The 20,912-nt window shown below is 70.6% G+C and carries 19 protein-coding genes and 1 pseudogene; 11 read left to right on the plus strand and 9 right to left on the minus strand.

The window, feature by feature from the left end; all coding sequences use genetic code 11:
* Nucleotides 1-116 precede the first annotated feature (116 nt).
* From metG to IF655_RS01265, 4 genes and pseudogenes are all read left to right on the plus strand, one after another.
* The gene (metG, locus tag IF655_RS01255; RefSeq protein WP_199581516.1) at nucleotides 117-1,832 is read left to right on the plus strand and encodes a methionine--tRNA ligase; all 1,716 of its coding nucleotides are present in this window, start codon (nucleotides 117-119) and stop codon (nucleotides 1,830-1,832) included.
* A 58-nt stretch (nucleotides 1,833-1,890) separates the two neighbouring features.
* A pseudogene (locus tag IF655_RS30950) lies at nucleotides 1,891-2,097 on the plus strand (hypothetical protein); the annotation flags it as partial.
* Between the two features lie 76 nt (nucleotides 2,098-2,173).
* Nucleotides 2,174-2,584, plus strand: a complete 411-nt coding sequence (locus tag IF655_RS01260; protein WP_199581517.1) for a hypothetical protein — start codon at nucleotides 2,174-2,176, stop codon at nucleotides 2,582-2,584.
* A gap of 100 nt (nucleotides 2,585-2,684) precedes the next feature.
* The gene (locus IF655_RS01265; protein WP_199581518.1) at nucleotides 2,685-3,365 is read left to right on the plus strand and encodes a hypothetical protein; all 681 of its coding nucleotides are present in this window, start codon (nucleotides 2,685-2,687) and stop codon (nucleotides 3,363-3,365) included.
* A 51-nt stretch (nucleotides 3,366-3,416) separates the two neighbouring features.
* Here the strand turns inward: IF655_RS01265 and aspS are convergent, their stop codons facing one another.
* The gene (gene aspS, locus IF655_RS01270) at nucleotides 3,417-5,180 is read right to left on the minus strand and encodes an aspartate--tRNA ligase (RefSeq protein WP_199581519.1); all 1,764 of its coding nucleotides are present in this window, start codon (nucleotides 5,178-5,180) and stop codon (nucleotides 3,417-3,419) included.
* Between the two features lie 173 nt (nucleotides 5,181-5,353).
* On the opposite strand from aspS, the gene IF655_RS01275 reads away from it, so the two are divergent.
* Nucleotides 5,354-7,558, plus strand: coding sequence for a SpoIIE family protein phosphatase (locus IF655_RS01275; protein ID WP_199581520.1), 2,205 nt, complete (start codon nucleotides 5,354-5,356; stop codon nucleotides 7,556-7,558).
* Here IF655_RS01275 and IF655_RS01280 read toward each other — a convergent pair.
* The 4 genes from IF655_RS01280 to IF655_RS01295 form a co-directional block, all read right to left on the minus strand.
* Nucleotides 7,555-8,589 (minus strand): AI-2E family transporter, encoded by a 1,035-nt coding sequence (locus IF655_RS01280; RefSeq protein ID WP_199581521.1) that lies wholly within the window; start codon nucleotides 8,587-8,589, stop codon nucleotides 7,555-7,557. The two genes, IF655_RS01275 and IF655_RS01280, sit on opposite strands and share 4 nt — an antisense overlap.
* A 181-nt stretch (nucleotides 8,590-8,770) precedes the next feature.
* Nucleotides 8,771-9,748 (minus strand): pirin family protein, encoded by a 978-nt coding sequence (locus tag IF655_RS01285; protein WP_199581522.1) that lies wholly within the window; start codon nucleotides 9,746-9,748, stop codon nucleotides 8,771-8,773.
* 113 nt (nucleotides 9,749-9,861) lie between these two features.
* On the minus strand, nucleotides 9,862-10,338 hold the full coding sequence (locus tag IF655_RS01290; RefSeq protein ID WP_018547734.1) for an SseB family protein: 477 nt from the start codon (nucleotides 10,336-10,338) through the stop codon (nucleotides 9,862-9,864).
* A gap of 36 nt (nucleotides 10,339-10,374) precedes the next feature.
* Nucleotides 10,375-10,575 (minus strand): hypothetical protein, encoded by a 201-nt coding sequence (locus IF655_RS01295; protein WP_242488481.1) that lies wholly within the window; start codon nucleotides 10,573-10,575, stop codon nucleotides 10,375-10,377.
* A 124-nt stretch (nucleotides 10,576-10,699) separates the two neighbouring features.
* Between IF655_RS01295 and IF655_RS01300 the strand changes: the two genes are divergently transcribed.
* The 3 genes from IF655_RS01300 to IF655_RS01310 all read left to right on the plus strand — a co-directional run bounded on the left by IF655_RS01300 (nucleotide 10,700) and on the right by IF655_RS01310 (nucleotide 14,249).
* Nucleotides 10,700-12,526, plus strand: a complete 1,827-nt coding sequence (locus tag IF655_RS01300) for an acyl-CoA dehydrogenase (protein ID WP_199581523.1) — start codon at nucleotides 10,700-10,702, stop codon at nucleotides 12,524-12,526.
* Nucleotides 12,527-12,613: 87 nt separating this feature from the next.
* Nucleotides 12,614-13,924, plus strand: a complete 1,311-nt coding sequence (locus IF655_RS01305; protein ID WP_199581524.1) for a M18 family aminopeptidase — start codon at nucleotides 12,614-12,616, stop codon at nucleotides 13,922-13,924.
* A gap of 67 nt (nucleotides 13,925-13,991) precedes the next feature.
* Nucleotides 13,992-14,249, plus strand: coding sequence for a DUF6458 family protein (locus IF655_RS01310; RefSeq protein ID WP_199581525.1), 258 nt, complete (start codon nucleotides 13,992-13,994; stop codon nucleotides 14,247-14,249).
* A 42-nt stretch (nucleotides 14,250-14,291) separates the two neighbouring features.
* Here the strand turns inward: IF655_RS01310 and IF655_RS01315 are convergent, their stop codons facing one another.
* The 3 genes from IF655_RS01315 to IF655_RS01325 all read right to left on the minus strand — a co-directional run bounded on the left by IF655_RS01315 (nucleotide 14,292) and on the right by IF655_RS01325 (nucleotide 17,134).
* Entirely contained in the window at nucleotides 14,292-16,112 is a 1,821-nt protein-coding gene (locus IF655_RS01315; protein ID WP_199581526.1) for a thioredoxin-like domain-containing protein, read from the minus strand.
* Between the two features lie 102 nt (nucleotides 16,113-16,214).
* Entirely contained in the window at nucleotides 16,215-16,715 is a 501-nt protein-coding gene (locus IF655_RS01320) for an NUDIX hydrolase (RefSeq protein WP_199581527.1), read from the minus strand.
* 23 nt (nucleotides 16,716-16,738) lie between these two features.
* Entirely contained in the window at nucleotides 16,739-17,134 is a 396-nt protein-coding gene (locus tag IF655_RS01325; protein WP_199581528.1) for a cupin domain-containing protein, read from the minus strand.
* Nucleotides 17,135-17,185: 51 nt separating this feature from the next.
* On the opposite strand from IF655_RS01325, the gene IF655_RS01330 reads away from it, so the two are divergent.
* A complete protein-coding gene (locus tag IF655_RS01330; RefSeq protein ID WP_199581529.1) occupies nucleotides 17,186-18,238 on the plus strand; it encodes a GlxA family transcriptional regulator in 1,053 nt (350 codons plus the stop codon).
* Nucleotides 18,235-18,729, plus strand: coding sequence for an LURP-one-related/scramblase family protein (locus IF655_RS01335; protein ID WP_199581530.1), 495 nt, complete (start codon nucleotides 18,235-18,237; stop codon nucleotides 18,727-18,729). Before IF655_RS01330 ends, IF655_RS01335 begins: the two co-directional genes overlap by 4 nt.
* 22 nt (nucleotides 18,730-18,751) lie before the next feature.
* Here the strand turns inward: IF655_RS01335 and IF655_RS01340 are convergent, their stop codons facing one another.
* A complete protein-coding gene (locus IF655_RS01340; protein ID WP_199581531.1) occupies nucleotides 18,752-19,546 on the minus strand; it encodes a carbon-nitrogen family hydrolase in 795 nt (264 codons plus the stop codon).
* Between the two features lie 217 nt (nucleotides 19,547-19,763).
* On the opposite strand from IF655_RS01340, the gene IF655_RS01345 reads away from it, so the two are divergent.
* Nucleotides 19,764-20,588 carry a maleylpyruvate isomerase family mycothiol-dependent enzyme gene (locus IF655_RS01345; RefSeq protein ID WP_199581532.1) on the plus strand — a complete coding sequence of 275 codons (825 nt, stop codon included), beginning with the start codon at nucleotides 19,764-19,766 and terminating at the stop codon, nucleotides 20,586-20,588.
* Nucleotides 20,589-20,912 lie beyond the last annotated feature (324 nt).

A 20,912-nucleotide genomic window follows, 5' to 3' on the forward strand; every position in this document is an offset into this window, starting at 1 on the left:
CCACGAGCTCCCCGTATGCCGCCCGCGTCCACCCCGTAAAACGGGAGGCGGGCGGCATACACACGTCGGCTACGATTTCAAGGTTCGTACCCGTAGCGACCTGGGAGCAGCCCCCGATGGCTCGACACCTCATCACCAGCGCCCTTCCGTACATCAACGGGATCAAGCACCTGGGCAACATGGTGGGGTCCATGCTCCCGGCGGACGTGTACTCCCGGTACCTCCGCCAGCGCGGCCACGACGTCCTGTACATCTGCGCGACCGACGAGCACGGCACCCCCGCCGAGCTGGCCGCCAAGGAGCGCGGTCTCGCGGTGGACGAGTTCTGCGCGCAGGCGCACGACGCGCAGAAGGCGGTCTACGACGGCTTCGCGCTCGCCTTCGACTACTTCGGCCGCAGCTCCTCCGCCGAGAACCGCGACATCACCCAGCACTTCGCCCGGAAGCTGAACGAGAACGGCTTCATCGAGGAGCGGGCGATCCGCCAGGTCTACTCCCCGGCCGACGGCCGCTTCCTGCCGGACCGCTACGTGGAGGGCACCTGCCCCCACTGCGGCTACGACAAGGCGCGCGGCGACCAGTGCGAGAACTGCACCCGCGTGCTGGACCCGACGGACCTGATCAACCCGCGCTCGGCGATCTCCGGCTCCACGGAGCTTGAGGTCCGCGAGACCAAGCACCTCTTCCTGCTGCAGTCCAAGCTCCAGCACGAGGTCGAGGAGTGGGTGGCCCGGCACGAGCAGGACTGGCCGCAGCTCGCCTCCTCCATCGCCCGCAAGTGGCTGACCGAGGGTCTGCACGACCGCGCGATCACCCGTGACCTGGACTGGGGCGTGCCGGTCCCGGCGGACACCTGGCCGGAGCTGGCCGCCGAGGGCAAGGTCTTCTACGTCTGGTTCGACGCCCCGATCGAGTACATCGGCGCGACGAAGGAGTGGGCGGACCAGGACCCGGAGAACCGGGACTGGAAGTCGTGGTGGTACGAGGCGGACGACACCGTGCGCTACACGCAGTTCATGGCGAAGGACAACGTCCCGTTCCACACGGTGATGTTCCCGGCGACCGAGCTGGGCGTGCGCGAGCCGTGGAAGAAGGTCGACTACGTCAAGGCGTTCAACTGGCTGACGTACTACGGTGGCAAGTTCTCCACCTCGCAGAAGCGGGGCGTCTTCACCGACCAGGCGCTGGACATCCTGCCCGCCGACTACTGGCGCTACTTCCTGATCGCCAACGCCCCCGAGTCGGACGACTCGTCCTTCACCTGGGAGCACTTCACCGCGACGGTCAACAAGGACCTGGCGGACACGCTGGGCAACTTCGTCAACCGCGTCCTGTCGTTCTCCCGCAAGCGCTTCGGCGACGAGGTCCCGGCGGGCGGCGAGCCCGGCGAGGCGGAGGCGCGCCTGGGCGAGGAGATCGCCGGGCTGCTCGCGGAGTACGAGACCCAGATGGAGGCGCTCCAGTTCCGCAAGGCGGCGTCCGCCCTGCGCGCCCTGTGGTCGGCCGGCAACTCCTACCTGGAGGAGAAGGCGCCCTGGCTGGAGATCAAGACCGACAAGGACGGCGCCGCCCTCACCCTGCGCACCGCGATGAACCTGATCCACCTCTACTCGGTGGTCTCGGAACCCTTCATCCCGTCCTCCTCGGCCGCGATGCGCGCCGCCTTCACCCTCCCGGACGACACCGCCACCTGGATCACCGAGCCCGAGGCCAAGTCCCTCACCACGGTCCCGTCGGGCACCCCCTTCACCGTCCCCCCGGTCCTCTTCGCCAAGCTGACGGACGACGACCTGGAGGCATACAAGGAGCGCTTCGGCGGCACGGAGGCGTAACACCACTCGGACGGGCACGGGTCCGCGGGAGCGATACGGCTCCCGCGGACCCGTGCCCGCGTTCGCCAAGGCCGTCGAATGGCAGTCCCTGAGCCCCGTAAGGAGCCGGGCCCTCCTCTGGGCCCGGGACATCGAGATCGCCCGCCGCCCCGACCTGTCCTCCCGCTTCACCCGCGCGCAGAACACGCTGGAACACGAGAACCCCGCCATCGCCCAGGAAGCTCTGCAGGAGCTGCACTCGATCCTGGACGAAGCCATGAGGGCAGCAGCCCTGCTGCTCGGAAGAGTGAACGCCCCCTGTTACCCAGACCGCGTCGCCACAGGGCTCCTAGCTTGCCCGTGTGAACACCGAGGTGGAGGAAGAGCTCGCGGGGGAATTCCGGATCATGGCCCTGCAGCTCGCATGGGGCATTGATCCGGTCAAGATCTCGCACTTCTTTTGCGCGAGTCTGAGGGAACGCGCGCAGAGGGGCGAGATCTCGGCAGAAGAGTTGGCCGACATGCACGCCCGAATCCAGCGCTGGAGCGCCGACCACAAGGCCGGCTGGACCCAGGGGTACGCCGAGGGCTGGGCCTTCGCGATCCTCAGGATTCTTGAGCAGCGTGACGTCCCCATGTCCGACGAGATCCACGGCTACATCGCCACTCGGACCGATCTGAAGGTCCTGGCCCGCTGGCTCGACCTCGCTCCCACGGTCACCCGTGCGGAAGAGCTGATCACTACGGTCTCCGAGGACGCGCCCGGAGGATGAAATCCAGGTCCGGAACCGAGCCCCGGAGGGTGATGGCAGGGCGGGTCTGGGAAGGTTCAGGCTGTCAGAGCAGCACAGGAACGCTCCCCTTGGCCAGGCCGTGAACGTCCCCGAACCCCACCGCCGTCTCCTCGCCGATGTCGTCGGCGCCGGGATGGCGTATCCGCTCGTGCTCGCCGGTGGGTACGCCCTCCAAGCGCACGGGGTCGTCTCCCGGGCGCACCGGAACCTGGACTTCGCCACCGAGAGCGCGGTGGGTCTGGAGACGATCGTGCGGGAGCTGACCGGGGTGCTGGAGGCGCGGGGGCGGGGTGTGCGGGGCGGGGGCGTGTCCGCGTTCAGCGCGCAGCTCACCGTGAGCGATCCGCCGACCGGGGAGGAGATCGCGCTCGCGCTGCACAAGGAGGCGCTCTGGCAGCCCGCCGCGCTGACGGAGTACGGTCCCGCGCTGTCGCTGGAGGACGCCGTAGGGACGAAGGTGCGGGCGCTGTACGACCGGGGCGCTGCCGTCGATCTCGTGGACGCGCGGGCGGCGGCGGAGCGGTTCTCGCTGCCCGAGCTGGAGGAGCTGGGGCGGCGGCACGCCTACGACGTGTTCGATCTGCCCACGCTGCAGGAGCGGCTGACCGGGACCGATTTCTACCCGGACGGCGACTTCACGCGCTACGGGCTTCCCCGCGACGAGGTCTCCGCCCTGCGGGCCTGGGCGCAGCACTGGTCCGACGACATCGGTGAGCGGCTCCTGGAGGACGGCGCCGACCCCGATCAGACGGAGGAGTAACGGAGACGGCCCGGCTCACCAGGAGCCGGGCCGTCTCGCGCGCATCGCCTGCTACTTCGGCTGCGGCTTCCTGATGTTCAGGTGCAGCTCCCGCAGGCGGGACTCGTCCAGCTCGGTCGGGGCGCCCATCATCAGGTCCTGGGCGTTGCCGTTGAGCGGGAAGGCGATCGTCTCGCGGATGTTGGGCTCGTCCGCGAGGAGCATGACGATGCGGTCGACGCCGGGGGCGATGCCGCCGTGCGGCGGGGCGCCGAAGCGGAACGCGCGGAGCATGCCCGCGAACTTGTCCTCGACCGTGTCACGGTCGTAGCCCGCGATCTCGAACGCCTTGAGCATGATCTCGGGCTCGTGGTTCCGGATCGCGCCGGAGGACAGCTCGACGCCGTTGCAAACGATGTCGTACTGCCAGCCCAGGATGTCCAGCGGGTCCTGGGTCTCCAGGGCTTCCAGACCGCCCTGGGGCATCGAGAACGGGTTGTGGGAGAAGTCGATCTTCCCCGTCTCCTCGTCCTTCTCGTACATCGGGAAGTCGACGATCCAGCAGAAGCGGAAGACGCCGTCCTCGAACTGGTCCGCGCGCTTGGCCGCCTCGACGCGTACCGCGCCCATGATCTTGGAGACCTCGTCGAACTCGCCCGCGCCGAAGAACACCGCGTGACCGGGAGCCAGCGACAGACGCTTGGTCAGCTCGGCGACGTTCTCCTCGGTGAGGAACTTGGCGATCGGACCGGTCAGCGAACCGTCCTCGCCGACGCGGACCCAGGCCAGACCCTGCGCGCCCTGCGAGACGGCGAACTCGCCCAGACCGTCGAAGAACTTGCGGCTCTGACCCGCGACGTCCGGCACCGCGAGGGCGCGCACGTGCTTGCCCGCGAACGCCTTGAACGCCGAGCCCTCGAACACGTCGGTGATGTCGACGAGCTCCAGCTTGGCGCGCAGGTCCGGCTTGTCGGAGCCGTACTTGAGCATCGCCTCGCGGAACGGGATGCGCGGGAACGGCGAGGTGACGTGACGCCCGCCGCCGAACTCCTCGAACAGCTCGGTCATGAGCTTCTCGATCGGCTGGAAGACGTCCTCCTGCTCGACGAAGCTCATCTCGACGTCGAGCTGGTAGAACTCGCCCGGCGAACGGTCGGCGCGGGCGTCCTCGTCGCGGAAGCAGGGCGCGATCTGGAAGTACCGGTCGAAGCCGGAGATCATCAGGAGCTGCTTGAACTGCTGCGGCGCCTGCGGCAGGGCGTAGAAGCGGCCCGCGTGGACGCGCGAGGGCACGACGTAGTCGCGGGCGCCCTCGGGGGAGGTGGCGGACAGGATCGGCGTCGCCATCTCGTTGAAGCCCATCGCGGACATCTTCTGGCGCATGGTGGAGATGACCGCGGTGCGCAGCATGATGTTGCGGTGCATCCGCTCACGGCGCAGGTCCAGGAAGCGGTACTCCAGGCGCCGCTCCTCGTTCACGCCGTCCTCGGCGTTGATGGTGAAGGGCAGCGGAGCCGCGGCGCCGAGCAGCTCGACCTCCGTGACCTCGACCTCGATCTCGCCGGTGGGCAGCTCGGGGTTCACGTTCTCGGTTCCACGTGAAACAACGCGGCCGTCGACGCGGACCGTGGACTCCTTGGAGAGCGTGTCCAGCGCCGCGTAGGCGGGGGTGCCGGGGCGGGCGACCAACTGCGTGATGCCGTAGTGGTCACGCAGATCGATGAAGAGGATGCCGCCCAGGTCGCGACGATTGTGCAGCCAGCCACTCAGCCGGACGTCGGTGCCGACGTCAGAGGCGCGGAGCTGCCCGCAGGTGTGGGACCTGTACCGATGCATCGTCGTTCATCGTCCTTTGCGCTTCGGGTCTGCCGGGGTTGCTCTCCCCGGCGAGAACGGGCACGGGGCCCGGACCCATCAAGGGTACCGGGCACGCCAAGATCGGCTCCCCACCATTACCGTCCGCCGATCCTCGGTGGCAGTCCCGGGCCACCTCTTCTTAAAGTGGGGCAATGCGTACAGGCGAGCCGCTTCCGGGCACCGGGGACATCCTCGCCGCTCTCGCGACCGGACTGTGGCACTGGGACACGGCGACGGCACTGGTCACCGTGGACGCGGAGGCGGCGCGGCTGCTCGGGCTCCCCGCGCGCCCCACCACGCTCACCGAGGACCAGACCCGCGCCCGGCTGCACCCCGCCGACTGGAACGAGATCACCGGGGTGGTGCCGCTCGCGGTGGCCGAGGGCACGCTGGCCGAGGTGCGCATCCGGATCATCGACGAGCAGGGGAACGTGCTGCGCACCGTGCGCAGCCGCTCCAAGCCGTCGTACGACCGCGACCGGCGCGCGTACGAACTGATCGGCACCCTCCAGGAGGTCACGGAGCCCGCGCCGGGCACGTCGTCGGCGCGCAGCGCGGTCACCGGCGACTGGCGGCGCTCGCGGGAGGCGTTCCTGCTGGACGCGGGGCGGGCGCTGGCGGAGGCGCGCTCGACGGAGGAGGTGCTGCGGGTCGCGGCGGGGCTGTCGATGCCGGGGTTCTCGCCGGACGGTCTCGCGGTGTTCGGGGTGGAGGGCGAGCGGCTGACGATCATCGGTCACCACGGCTACGCCCCCGGCGACGACGGTCCCTTCACCCATATGCCGCTGAGCACCAACTATCCCGCCGCCGAGGTCGTGCGCACGGGCCGCGCCGTCTATCTCTCCTCGCCCGGCGACTACCGCGAGCATTATCCGGCCGCCTGGCCGCTGGCCGAGCGGTTCGGGCGCCGCTCGTGGGCGTTCCTGCCACTGACGGCGGGCGGGCACACGATGGGCGCCTGGATGGCGGCGTTCAGCCATCCGGTGGCGTTCACCCCGGACGAGCGCGCCGTGCTGACCACGGTGGCCCGGATGCTCGCGCAGGCGCTGTCGCGGGCGAGCGCCGCCGAGACCCAGCGGGAGCTGACCGACAGCCTCCAGCGCTCCATGCTGCCCTCGCTGATCGCCGGGATACCCGGCATGAACGTGGCCGCCCGCTACATACCGACCGGCGGCGGACTCCAGGTCGGCGGCGACTGGTACGACATGATCCCGCTGCCCGGCGGAGCCACCGGGCGCGGCTCCGACGGCGGCAGGTTCGCGCTGGTCATCGGGGACGTCCAGGGGCACGACGTCCGGGCGGCGGGGCTGATGGGCCAGTTGCGCATCGCCCTGCGCGCCTACGCCGCCGAGGGGCACCGCCCGGACGCCGTGCTCTCCCGCGCCTCCCGCTTCCTGCACGGCATCACGCACGACGAGGACCTCGCCCATCTGCGCTTCGCGACCTGTCTGTACGCGGAGGCGGACGCGGCGACGGGGCGCCTGGAGGTCGCCCGCGCGGGGCACCCCGATCCGGTGGTCCGGATGGCGGACGGCACGGTGATGACGCGTCCGACGGCGGGCGGGCCACCGCTGGGCGTCGACCCGGATGCCGACTATCCGACGACCCGGTTCACCCTGGAGCCGGGCGAGACGATGATGCTGTGCACCGACGGGCTGATCGAGACCGGCGGCCACGACATGGAGAGCGGCTGGCGGCGCGTGCGCGCGATCCTGGAGGAGCACGCCGTCCCGGACGAGGACCGCGAGCACGGTCTGGAGCAACTGGCGGACGCGCTGGTGCAGGGCGTGCACGGACCCTCCTCCCACCACACCACCGGTCCGCTGACCGACCGCCGCGAGGACGACATCGCGGTCCTGCTGCTGTACCGGGGCGGGGAGCCCGAGCGGGAGGAGGCGGCGACCGCGCGCACCCGGGTGCGCAGCACGCTGCTCTCGGTCGCGCAGGACGAGCCCGAGCGGATCGCGGAGGCACGGCAGTATCTGCGCGAGCTGCTGCACGACTGGGCGTCCCCGGACCAGGTGGACTCGGCGGTGCTGCTGGTCTCCGAGCTGTGCACCAACGTGCTCGTGCACACCGACGCGGACGCGCTGCTGCTCGCCGAGGTCTTCGGGCAGAGCGGGGCGCGACGGCTGCGGGTGCAGGTCACCGACACCGGTGACGACCTGCCGCACAAGCGGCGCCCGGGTGAGCTGGCGTCCTCGGGGCGCGGTCTGATGCTGATCGAGCTGCTGGCGGACGCGTGGGGGGTCGAGCCGCAGGGGAAGGGCAAGAGCATCTGGTTCGAGCTGTACGAGAAGGAGGGGGAGGGCGGGGACGCGGCGGCGATCGACTGGGACCTGGTCGACCCGCTCTAGGACCGCTCCTCGTACCGTGTCCGCAGCTCGCCCACGACTCCGAAGAACGCCGCCGTGAGCGGCACCGCGAGCAGCATGCCGAGGATGCCGGCGACCGAGGCTCCTGCGGTGATCGTCAGCATCACCACGGCCGGGTGCATCTGGACGGTACGGCTCTGGATGGCGGGCTGGAGCACATGCCCCTCCAGGACCTGTACGGCGAGGACGACCCCGAGCGCCCACAGCGCGATGACGAAACCCCGGTCCGCGAGCGCGACCAGGACGGAGACCGCGCCGGAGAGGAAGGCGCCGAGGTAGGGGATGTAGGCGCTGACGAAGACGAGCGCGCCGAGCCCTACCGCGCCGGGGACGCGCAGGATCAGCAGACCGATGGTGATGCAGACGGCGTCGATGAGCGCGATGAGCGTCGTGCCGCGCATGAACCCCTCGATCGCCTCGAAGGCGCGGCGCGCCATCGCTTCCATCAGGTCGGCGGTGTCGCCGGGGGCAAGGGTGCGCAGGGCGGTGAGGGCGCGGTGGGAGTCGCGCAGGAAGAAGAAGACGAGGAGCAGGGCGAGGACGGCGATGGCGATGGTCTCGCCGACGATGCTGACGCCGCTGATGACGTTGGAGACCGCCGTGCCGCCGAACTTCTCCAGCAGTTTGCGGGAGTTGGCGGCGAGGTCGTCCAGTCCGGTCCCGGCGGCGCCGAAGTGCCGGGCGACCGCGTTGGCGGCGTCTCTCAGCGAGGCGATGATCTGGTCGCCGGTGTCCACGAGGGCGGCGACGACGATGTAGACGGCGCCCCCGACCACGGCGACGACGGCCACGCAGGTGAGGGCGGCGGCGAGGCTGGCGTTGAGCTTGGCGCGGACCATCCACCGGTACAGGGGGCCCAGGAGGGCGGTGCCGAGAAGCGCGAGCAGTACGGGTACGACCGCTGTGCGCAGCTCGCCGCAGAGGCGGATGGCCACCCAGCCGACCCCGGCGACGAGGAGCAGTACGACGCACCAGGCCGCGAAGCGGCGGACGGGGTCGGGCAGTAGCGGCACCTTTTCAGCGGATCACGCCGTGAGGTCGGCTGTCGTGCTGCGGCGGGCCGGGTGGGTGAGTGACCGTCCCCCGGCGCACCGTCCCAGGGGGCTCCGCCCCCTGGACCCCCGACCTGTGCCCACACGCCACCGCCCGGCAGACTCCGTTGTCTGCCGGGCGGCGGGGTTCACAGCCGGAGGCTTACGCCTCCGGGCCCGCCTGGGTCATGCCGTGGACCGCGGGGACCGTGCCGAGGCGGCCCTTCTGGAAGTCCTCGAAAGCCTGCATGAGCTGTTCCTTGGTGTTCATGACGAACGGGCCGTAGTGGGCCATGGGCTCGCGGATGGGCTGTCCGCCGAGGAGGACGACCTCGAGGTCGGGGGTGTGGGCGTCCTGCTTCTCGTCGGCGCGGACCGTCAGCGAGGAGCCGGTGCCGAAGACGGCGGTCTGACCGGTGTGGACCGGGCGCCGCTCGGTGCCGACCGACCCGCGTCCGGCGAGCACGTACGCCAGACCGTTGAAGTCCTCGCGCCAGGGCAGGGTGATCTCGGCGCCCGGTGCCAGGGTCGCGTGGACCATGACGATCGGGGTGTGCGTGATGCCGGGCCCCTCGTGACCGTCCAGCTCACCGGCGATGACGCGCAGCAGCGCGCCGCCGTCCGGGGAGGTGAGGAGCTGCACGCTGCCCGCGCGGATGTCCTGGTAGCGCGGGGCCATCATCTTGTCCTTGGCCGGGAGGTTCACCCAGAGCTGGAGCCCGTGGAAGAGACCGCCCGAGACGACGAGCTGCTCCGGCGGAGCCTCGATGTGCAGCAGACCGGAGCCCGCCGTCATCCACTGGGTGTCGCCGTTGGTGATGGTGCCGCCACCGCCGTTGGAGTCCTGGTGGTCGAAGACGCCGTCGATGATGTACGTCACGGTCTCGAAGCCCCGGTGGGGGTGCCAGGGGGTGCCCTTGGGCTCGCCCGGCGCGTACTCCACCTCGCCCATCTGGTCCATCATGATGAACGGGTCGAGGTGACGGTAATTGATGCCGGCGAACGCCCGGCGCACCGGGAAGCCCTCGCCTTCGAAACCGCTCGGAGCGGTCGTGACGGCCAGCACCGGACGCGCTACGGCGTCGGCGGGAGCGGTCACACGGGGCAGCGTCAACGGGTTCTCGACGGTCACTGCGGGCATGGTCGGTACCTCCTTGTGGGACCACTTTAGTTGAGCGTTGAACTTTCTGCCACCCACAACAGAGCGGGCCCGGAGGAAATTCCCTCCGGGCCCGCCACGGGACGACGCACTCGTCAGCCGCCATACATGCGGCGCATCGCGAACTCGACCATCTGCTCGACGGCCTTCGCGTCGAACACCATCCGGTGCTCGCCCTCCATGTCGACCACGAAGCCGTAGCCGGTCGGGAGGAGGTCGATCACCTCGGCGCCGGTGATCACGAAGTACTTGGACTCCTTGCCCGCGTACCGCCGCAGCTCCTTGAGCGAGGTGAACATCGGGATCACCGGCTGCTGGGTGTTGTGCAGGGCGAGGAAGCCAGGGGTGTCGCCGCGCGGGCAGTACACCTTGGACGTGGCGAACACCTGCTGGAAGTCCTCGGCGGACATCGAGCCCGTGGTGAACGCGCGCACCGCGTCCGCGAGGGAGGGCGGGGACGGCTCGGGGTAGAGCGGCGGCTGCTGGCCGTATCCGCCGACACCGCCGGGCATCTGCTGCTGCGGTGGGACGTACTGCTGCTGAGCGCCCACGTTCTGGTCGTAGCCGTACATGCGCGTTAGCGTACCGAGCCGCCTCGCCCGTGTGGCCTACGGAGCCTGAACCTCACGCGTCAGACGAGAACTCCAGGGGCACCAGACGGCCCCCGGCAGGAAGGCGCCGCCCGCCTCGTCGAGGTTCTCCTCCACGTAGGGGAGGGTGGCGTCGCAGACCTCGATGGCCACGTCGAAGAAGTTCACCGTCTCGGGGTTGTAGTGGAAACTCCACCCGGGGTTGTACGAGGCGGCCAAGAGCACGGAGGGGGGCGGCGGGGTTGCTTCTTATTACCGACGGGTAGCATCATCGGAGCTACTAGTTGGTACGTGAACCAGATGCGAGGAGTCAGTGCCTCGCCGAGACCTGACGGAGTCACCAATGGGGCACTACAAGTCCAATCTCCGCGACATCGAGTTCAACCTCTTCGAAGTCCTCGGCCGCGACAAGCTCTACGGCACCGGACCGTTCGAGGAGATGGACACCGACACCGCCAAGTCCGTCCTGGCGGAGCTGACCCGGCTCTCGGAGAACGAGCTGGCGGAGTCGTTCGCCGACGCCGACCGCAACCCCCCGGTCTTCGACCCCGAGACGAACACCGCGCCGGTCCCCGCGACGTTCAAGAAGAGCTACAAAGCCTTCATGGACTCCGAGTACTGGCGGCTCGGTCTGCCCGAGGAGATCGGCGGCACCAACACCCCGCCGTCCCTGATCTGGGCGTACGCGGAGCTGGTGCTCGGCGCCAACCCGGCGATCTGGATGTACTCCTCCGGTCCGGCGTTCGCGCGCATCCTCTTCGAGGAGGGCACCGAGGAGCAGAAGCAGTGGGCGAAGATCGCGGTCGAGAAGACCTGGGGCTCCACCATGGTCCTCACCGAGCCGGACGCCGGTTCGGACGTGGGCGCCGGGCGCACCAAGGCGGTCCAGCAGGAGGACGGCTCCTGGCACATCGAGGGCGTGAAGCGCTTCATCACCTCCGGTGAGCACGACATGGAGGAGAACATCCTCCACTACGTCCTCGCCCGTCCCGAGGGTGCCGGTCCGGGCACCAAGGGTCTGTCCCTCTTCCTCGTCCCGAAGTTCCTCTTCGACGGCGAGTCCGGCGAGCTGGGCGAGCGCAACGGCGTCTACGCGACCAACGTCGAGCACAAGATGGGTCTCAAGGCGTCCAACACCTGCGAGATGACCTTCGGCGACCGCCACCCCGCCAAGGGCTGGCTGATCGGCGACAAGCACGACGGCATCCGCCAGATGTTCCGCATCATCGAGTTCGCCCGCATGATGGTCGGCACGAAGGCGATCTCCACGCTGTCGACGGGCTACCTCAACGCGCTTGAGTACGCCAAGGAGCGCGTCCAGGGTCCCGACCTCGCGAACTTCATGGACAAGGCCGCGCCCAAGGTCACCATCACGCACCACCCCGACGTGCGCCGCTCGCTGATCACGCAGAAGGCGTACGCGGAGGGCATGCGCGCCCTCGTCCTCCACACCGCCTCGGTCCAGGACGCGATCGCGGTCAAGGAGGCGAACGGCGAGGACGCCTCCACCGAGCACGCGCTGAACGACCTGCTCCTGCCGATCGTCAAGGGCTACGGCTCCGAGAAGGGCTACGAGCAGCTCGCCCAGTCGCTGCAGACCTTCGGCGGCTCCGGGTTCCTCCAGGAGTACCCGATCGAGCAGTACATCCGCGACGCCAAGATCGACACCCTCTACGAGGGCACCACCGCGATCCAGGGCCAGGACTTCTTCTTCCGGAAGATCGTCCGCAACCAGGGCGCCGCGCTGAACTCCCTCGCCGAGGACATCAAGAAGTTCCTCGCGCTCGGCACCGGCGGCGAGGAGCTGGCGGGCGCCCGCGAGCACCTGGCCAAGGCTGCCGTGGAGCTGGAGGCGATCGTCGGTCTGATGCTGACCGACCTCGCCGCCACCGAGCAGGACGTCAAGAACATCTACAAGGTGGGCCTCAACACCACCCGCCTGCTGATGGCCTCCGGTGACGTGATCGTCGGCTACCTGCTGCTGCGCGGTGCCGCCGTCGCCGCCGAGAAGCTTCAGACCGCCTCCGCCAAGGACAAGGCGTTCTACACCGGCAAGATCGCGGCGGCGAAGTTCTTCGCGGCGAACGTCCTGCCCGGCGTGACCCTGGCCCGCAAGGTCGCGGGCTCCGTCGACCTGGACCTGATGGAGCTGGACGAGGCGGCGTTCTAGGCTCTCGCAGTCCGGCACCGCCAACTGCCGCGGGCCCGCTCCCCTCTTGCCGGGAGCGGGCCCGCGCACGTCGTTAAGGTAAACGCCATGAGCGCACCGTCCCGCTTCGACCGCGGCCACACCGACGACCTGATGAGCTTCCTCGCGGCGAGTCCCACGCCGTACCACGCGGTGGCGAACGCCGCCGCGCGGCTGGAGAAGGCGGGCTTCCGTCAGATCGCGGAGACCGACGCCTGGGACACCCCGGCGGGCACCGGCACCGGTGGCCGGTACGTGCTGCGCGGCGGCGCGATCATCGCCTGGTACGTCCCCGAGGGCGCCGAACCGCACACCCCGTTCCGGATCGTGGGGGCGCACACCGACTCCCCGAGCCTGAGGATCAAGCCGCAGCCGGACAGCGGCGCGCACGGCTTCCGGCAGGTCGCGGTGGAGATCTACGGCGGCCCGCTGATGAACTCCTGGCTCGACCGCGACCTCGGCATCGCCGGGCGGCTCAGCCTCCGCGACGGCAGCACAGCCCTGGTGAACGTCGACCGGGCGCTGCTGCGCGTGCCGCAGCTCGCCATCCACCTGGACCGCACGGTGAGCACCGACGGTCTCAAGCTCGACAAGCAGCGCCACCTCCAGCCCGTGTGGGGTCTCGGGGACGACGTCCGCGAGGGCGACCTGATCGCCTTCCTGGAGGAGGAGGCGGGGCTGCCCGCCGGTTCGGTCACCGGCTGGGACCTGATGGCGTACCCCGTCGAGCCGCCCGCCTACCTGGGCCGGGACCGCGAGCTGGTCGCCGGTCCCCGCATGGACAACCTGCTGTCCGTGCACGCCGGTACGGCCGCCCTGATCGCCGCCGCGAGCTCCGGCGAGCCGCTCCCGCACATCCCCGTGCTCGCCGCCTTCGACCACGAGGAGACCGGCTCGCAGTCCGACACCGGCGCCGACGGCCCGCTCCTCGGCACCGTCCTGGAGCGCTCCGTGCTCGCCCGGGGCGGCACCTTCGAGGACCGCGCCCGTGCCTTCGCCGGGACCGTCTGTCTCTCCTCCGACACCGGTCACGCCGTGCACCCCAACTACGCGGAGCGGCACGACCCGACGCACCACCCGCGCCTGAACGGCGGACCGATCCTCAAGGTGAACGTCAACAACCGCTACGCCACGGACGGTTCGGGGCGCGCCCTGTTCGCCGCCGCGTGCGAGCGGGCCGGAGTGCCGTACCAGACCTTCGTCTCGCACAACTCGATGCCCTGCGGCACCACCATCGGACCGATCACCGCTGCCCGGCACGGCATCGCCACGGTCGACATCGGCGTGGCGATCCTGTCCATGCACAGCGTGCGCGAACTGTGCGGCGCCGACGACCCGTTCCTCCTCGCGAACGCCCTCGCGGCTTTCCTGGAGGGCTAGTTGGGGTAATGCCGGGTACCCGAGCGGGACCGGAGATTCCGGAACCGTGAAGGGGAGGCGAGTCCTCATGGGCCTCGGAGGCTGCATCATCCTGATCGCCGTCGGCGCGATCCTCACGTTCGCCACCGACTGGCACATGAGCGGGGTCAACCTCGACCTGGTCGGCGTCATCTTCATGGCCGTCGGTCTGATCGGTCTGGCCACGTTCAGCGGCATCGCGCGCCGTCGGCGCGTGGTGATGCCCCCGGCGACCCCCATCGTCGAGGAGGAACCGCACCACCACCACGCGCACCGCGACGGGTACAACGACGGCTACGGCGTCTGAGCGGCCGGGACGTGAGAAGTCCCGGCCCGAACCCGCCTGTTCCTAGCGCTCGTCCATCCCGGCAAGGACCAACGGCAGCCGGTCCGCGCCCGCCTCGGTGAGGCGGACCGGAACACCCCAGTCCTGCTGGTGGACATGGCAGGCGGGGTACTCGTTGGCCGGGTCGTCGTCGCAGGACGCGGCCATCGCCGAGACGTGCAGCACACCCTCGGTGACGGCCGGGTTCAGCTCCAGCTCGCGGCTCAGGTCCGTGTCCGCGCCCTCGCCCTTGAGCAGCAGCTCGGGCGGGGTGGAGGAGACCAGGAGCCGGGTCGAGGGACCGTAACGCAGGTCCAGCTTCTGACCCGCCGGCGCCTGGAAGATCACGTCCAGGAGCAGCCGCCCGGGAGCCACCTCGGTCGCGGCGCGCCGGGTGCGGTGGGCGACCGCCTCCACCCGGACCGCCTCCTCGGGCAGCCGCAGCCGGGTCAGCCGGTGCCGCGCCGACTCCACGACCACGATGTCCTCGCCCACCAGCACGGCGTCGCTCGGCTCGCGCAGATCGGTCGCGAGCGTGGTGACCTCGCCGGTGGCGGGGTCGTAGCGGCGCAGGGCGTGGTTGTAGGTGTCCGCGACGGCGACCGAGCCGTCCGGCAGCGCGGTGACGCCCAACGGGTGCTGGAACAGCGCCTGTTCGGCGGCGCCGTCGCGGTGTCCGAAGTCGAAGAGACCGGTGCCGACCGCCGTGTGGACATGACCGTCCAGGTCGACCCAGCGCAGCGCGGAGGTCTCGGCGTCCGCGAGCCAGAGCCGGTCCTCGGTCGCGGCGAGACCGGAGGGCTGCGCGAACCACGCCTCGGTGCCGGGACCGTCGACCAGACCCTCGTTGGTGGTACCGGCGGCGACCTCGACGGTGCCCGACCGCGGGTCGTACGTCCAGAGCTGGTGGACGCCCGCCATCGCGATCCACACCTTGCCGCCGAAGACGGCGACGTCCCACGGGGAGGACAGCGCGGTCTCGCGCGCCGGTCCCGAGGTCGGGTTGCCCTGCATCCACTGCTTGCCGGTACCCGCCAGGGTGGTCACCTCGCCGGTGGTGAGGTCGAGGCGGCGCAGCGCGTGGTTCACGGTGTCCGCGACGACCACGGCGCCGTCGTCGAGGAGCGCGAGACCCTGCGGCTCGTTGAAGGACGCCTGCGCGGCGGCGCCGTCCGTCAGACCCCGGTCGCCGGAGCCGATGCGGCGCACGACGGACTCGCCGTCCGCCGCCAGCTCGACCAACTGGTGCCGCGTGGTGTCGCTGACCAGGAAGTTCCCCGAGGGCAGCAGCAGCGCCTTGCCGGGGAAGCGGAGCACGGTCGGCTCGGGCTCGGGCGCGACGTACGGTCCGTCGCCCCGGCGCAGGGTGCCCTTCGCCTCGTGCTCGGTCTCCAGCTCCTCGACCAGCTTCTCGATCGCGTGCGCGTGCCCCTCACCGGCGTGCTGCGCGACGACGTACCCCTCGGGGTCGATCACCACGAGCGTCGGCCAGGCGCGCACCGCGTACTGCTTCCAGGTGGCCAGCTCCGGGTCGTCCAGGACCGGGTGCTCCACGCCGTACCGCTCGACCGCGTCCACCACAGCCTGGTGCTCGGCCTCGTGGACGAACTTCGGGGAGTGCACGCCGATGATCACCACGGTGTCCCGGTGCCGCTCCTCCAGCTCGCGCAGCTCGTCCAGGACGTGCAGGCAGTTGATGCAGCAGAAGGTCCAGAAGTCCAGGACGACGATGCGTCCACGCAGGTCGGCAAGGGTGTACTGCTGGTCGCCCGTGTTCAGCCAGCCACCCTTGCCGATCAGCTCGGGGGCGCGGACACGGGTACGACGAGGTGCGGAGTCGGTCATGTGTCAAGGGTGCCACTCGCGTGCGAACACCCCGTAACCGCCGTACGACGTCACACCCGGCGCGCGTCCGGTCACCGGCGGGCGGGGTCCCGGGCGCGCCGGTCACCAGCGGGCGAGCAGGGTCTCCTCGCCGTCCCGGTAGCGGTACATCCAGGTGCTCCCGGGCGCGACCGTCCCGCTGAGATAGCCGACGACGGGCTCGCGCTGCACGGCGCTGTCGAGGTCGCCGAGCAGCCGGAGCGCCTCAGCGACGGGGAAGAAGGCGGCGCGCTCGATGTCGCTGTCCTCCGGCGCGACCTCCCCCTCCCACCGGTCGACCTCGAAGGCGACGGCCAGCGCGGAGGGGTGGCTCTCGGAGTCGATGTGCAGGAGGAACGCGGTGCGCACCGGGTCGCCCACCGTGAGCCCGGTCTCCTCGCGCAGCTCGCGCCGGAGCGCCTCGTGCATCAGCTCGCCGTCCTCGACCCCGCCGCCGGGCAGCGACCAGAGCTGCTCGCCGTGGGCGCCGAGAGCCTCCCGGACGAGCAGGACCTCCCCGCCCCGGCGGACGATGCCGATGACGAGCTGCACCCGGGGCGCCGGAGCCTTCGACTTCGCTGTCATACCGCCGACCGTACGGGACCGGGTCAGTCGAGCGCGTGGCCGATCGTCGCGTCCACGTGGTCCGGGATCTCCTCGTGCCGGTCGCCCACGCTGAGCGTGCCGGTGGGTTCGAGGAGCAGGATCTCGGTGGGGACGGGGGCGTACGGCTTGTGCTCGGTGCCGCGCGGGACGGTGAAGACGGAGCCCCTGGGCAGCTTCACGGTGCGCTCACCCGCGGGCTCGCGCAGGGCGATGTGCAGCTCGCCGGAGAGCACGAGGAAGAACTCGTCGGTGTCGTCGTGCGCGTGCCAGAGGTGTTCGCCCTCGACCTTGGCGACCCGGACGTCGTAGTCGTTGACCGACGTGACGATGCGCGGGCTCCACTGGTCGGAGAAGGAGGCGAGGACCGTCTCCAGGGACTGGGGTTCGCTGGTTGCCATGGCTCCATGCTGCGGCGCGCGCCGGTGCCGCACGAGTGCTAGAAATCGCACATGGCGCAAGAATCCTCTCAGTCTCCGGTGCCGGGGCGCCCGCACCGGGTCGCCGTGATCGTGGACGAGGGCACCAACCCCTTCGAGGTGGGCGTCGCCACCGAGCTGTTCGGACTGCCCCGCCCCGAGCTGGGTCTGCCCGGACCGCTGTACGAGGTCACGCTGTGCGCGCCCGACCCCGAGGTGCGGATGAACCACGGCTTCTTCACGCTGGCCGGGGTGCCGGGTCTGGAGGCGGTCGCGGAGGCGGACACCCTGATCGTGCCGGGGCGCCCGGACAACGTGGTCCCGCGCCGCCCCGCCGTCCTGGACGCCATCCGCGACGCGCACGCGCGCGGCACCCGCGTCGTCAGCTTCTGCACCGGCACCTTCGCGCTCGCGGAGGCGGGTCTGCTGGACGGGCGCCGCGCCTCCACCCACTGGCGCTGGGCGGACGCCTTCCGGGAGCTGCACCCGAAGGTCCTGCTGGAGCCGGACGTGCTCTACGTCGACGACGGCGACGTGCTCACCGCGTCCGGCAGCGCCGCCGCCCTCGATCTCGGTCTGCACATCTGGCGCCTCGACCACGGCGCGGAACTGGCCAACGCCGTCTCCCGCCGTCTGGTCTTCGCCGCCCACCGCGACGGCGGGCAACGGCAGTTCGTGGAGCGCCCGGTGCCCGAGGTCCCCGACGGCTCGCTCGGTCCGCTGCTCGCCTGGGCGCAGGAACGGCTCGGCGATCCGTTGACGGTGGCGGACCTCGCCGCCCGCGCGGCGCTCTCCCCGGCCACCCTGCACCGCCGCTTCCGCACCCGGCTCGGAACGACCCCGCTGGCGTGGCTCACCGGCGAGCGGGTGGCGCTTGCCTGCCGGCTGATCGAGCGGGGCGAGCTGCGCCTGGACGTGGTGGCGGCGCGCAGCGGGCTCGGTACGGCGGCGAACCTGCGGGCGCGGCTGCGGCGCGAGACGGGGCTGAGCCCGTCGGAGTACCGCAGGCGCTTCGGTCCGCCGGGCGGGGCAGTGCCGGACGGGGCAGTGAGGAACGGTCCCCACCGGGGAACCGTTCCGTCATGAGATTCCTCGTACGCGACCGCATCTTCGGCATCGGTGACGACTACTGGATCGAGGACGACCAGGGTCGCAAGGTCTACCTCGTCGACGGCAAGGCGCTCCGGCTGCGCGACACCTTCGAACTGAAGGACGCCGAGGGCCGGGTACTGATCGACATCCACAAGAAGATGTTCGCCCTGCGCGACACCATGGTCATCGAACGGGACGGCGAGGGCCTGGCCACCGTCAAGCGCAAGCATCTCTCCCTGCTGCGCAACCACTACCGCGTCCGCCTGGCCGACGGCACCGAACTCGACGTCAGCGGCAAGATCCTCGACCGCGAGTTCGCGATCGAGTTCGACGGCGAACTCCTCGCCGTGATCTCCCGCCGCCTGCTGACGGTACGGGAGACCTACGGCGTGGACGTCGTACGGGACGACGCGGACCCGGCGCTGCTGATCGCGGTGGCGGTGTGCGTGATCCACCTGGCGGAGAAGGAAAGGGAAGAGGACTAGGGCCTGTCCGGCGGGACCGGGTTCAGCGGCGCGGGGGCTCCAGACCGAGCACCCGGTCCTTGAGGGCGGGGAACTGCTCGCGGGTCTCCGCGACCTTCGTGGGGTCGAACTCGACGGTCAGGACCTCCTCGTCCGCGCCCGCCTCGGCGAGCACCTCGCCCCACGGATCCACCACGATCGAGTGACCCGCCTGCGGAACTCCGGCGTGCGTCCCGGCCGTTCCACAGGCGAGCACGAACGCCTGGTTCTCGACCGCCCGCGCTTGGGCCAGGAGCGTCCAGTGCGCGCGCCGCCGTTCGGGCCAGCCCGCCGGGAGCACCAGGGTCTCGGCACCGGCGGCGGTCAGGGAGCGGAAGAGTTCGGGGAAGCGGAGGTCGTAGCAGGTGCCGAGACCGAGGGTGGTCTCCGGCAGCCGGACGGTGACCAGATCGCTGCCCGCGCCCATCAGCACCGCCTCGCCCTTGTCGAAGCCGAAGCGGTGGATCTTGCGGTAGGCGGCGGCGAGGTCGCCGGAGGGGGAGAAGACGAGCGAGGTGTTGTAGAGGGGTCCCTCGGGGTCGCGCTCCGGGATCGACCCGGCGTGCAGCCACACGCCCGCGTCCGCCGCTGCCTTGGCCATCGCCTCGAAGGTGGGACCCTCCAGCGGCTCGGCCTCGGTACCGAAGTCCTCGTAGGCGAAGGCGCCGGTGGTCCACAGTTCGGGCAGGACCACGAGGTCGGCACCGGCTTGCTCGCGCACCAGTGCGACCGCGCGTTGTCGCCGGTCAGCGACCGATTCACGCTCGTCCACAGCGATCTGGATCAGCGAGGCGCGCACACTACCACCGTCCTGGCATTCGAGTCGTTCCCACGGGCCTACGATCGTCACACGAAAGCACTGCCGGGGGGTATCGGAGCAGCGTAACTTGGGGGTCTCCCCCGCTCGTGCGAAGCCGCGGGCACGGGGAGTTTCCAGACCGCCGAGTGCAGCCGCCGCCCGCTGGCAAAGCCGTTCGATTCTGCCCGTGTACCGACCGCCGAGGGGTTCCCGTTCCGTGAGTCTGCATCCCACCCTCCAGCCCTACGCCGATGCCTGGACCCACTCCGTCGACGCGATATCCGAGCTGGTCAATCCGCTGGCCGAGGGGGAGTGGAACCGGCGCACGCCGTGCCCCGGCTGGTCGGTGCGGGACGTGGTCTCGCACGTCATCGGCCTGGACTGCGAGATGCTCGGCGACCCCCGGCCGATCCACGCGCTGCCCCGCGACCTCTTCCACGTCACCAACGAGCAGCAGCGGTACATGGAGATGCAGGTCGACGTCCGCCGCCATCACACGGCGCCGGAGATGACGTCCGAGCTGGAGTACACGATCATCCGGCGCAACCGGCAGCTCCGCAACGAGTCCCGTGAGCCGGGCACGCTGGTGCGCGGACCGTTCGGCAAGGAGATCACCCTCGAAGAGGCCATGCGGCGGCGGGCGTTCGACGTCTGGGTCCACGAACAGGACCTGCGCACCGCCCTCGGACGTCCCGGCAACCTCGACTCCCCGGGCGCCCACGTCACCCGCGACCTGCTCCTCCTCGCGCTCCCCAAGGTCGTCGCCAAGCACGCGGAGGCGCCGCGCAGTTCGGCCATCGTCTTCGACGTCCACGGACCGCTGGAATTCCTCCGCACGATCCGCGTCGACATCCAGGGCCGGGGCACCCTCGAAACCTCCCCCGCCCTCGGTCCCGCCGCCTCCTTCACCCTCGACTGGGAGACCTACTTCAAACTCGCCTGCGGTCGCGTGACCCCGGAGTCGGTCGCCGACCGCCTGAAGACGGAGGGCGACCCGGAGCTGGTGTCGGCGATCCTGCGGAACTTCTCCGTGACGCCGTAGCCTCCGGCGGTCCGGCGGGGCGTCGTCGGGGTGGCGCGGTGGAGCTGCCTCGGCGGGGCGGTGATGACACGGGAGGGGGCTAACGGGGCTGTTGCTGCCGGAGTTGGAGGCCGTCGGCGGTTCGGCGGGATCCTCCGGTGATGCGACTCGGCCGCCCCGGCGACACGGTGATCACTCGGCGCGGACCAACGGACCTTTCGCTGCCGGGGGTTGGGCGCCGCTGGCCAGCCGACCGTTGCCGGACGCTGATGCGCGTGCCCCTCTCCCCCCGCCTCGTCAGCGTGCCGCGCCGACGCGCCCCCGCACCGTGCTCGACATCGGCGG

Origin of the sequence: Streptomyces sp. DSM 110735, assembly GCF_016482685.1 — a bacterium.
Lineage (GTDB): Bacteria > Actinomycetota > Actinomycetes > Streptomycetales > Streptomycetaceae > Streptomyces.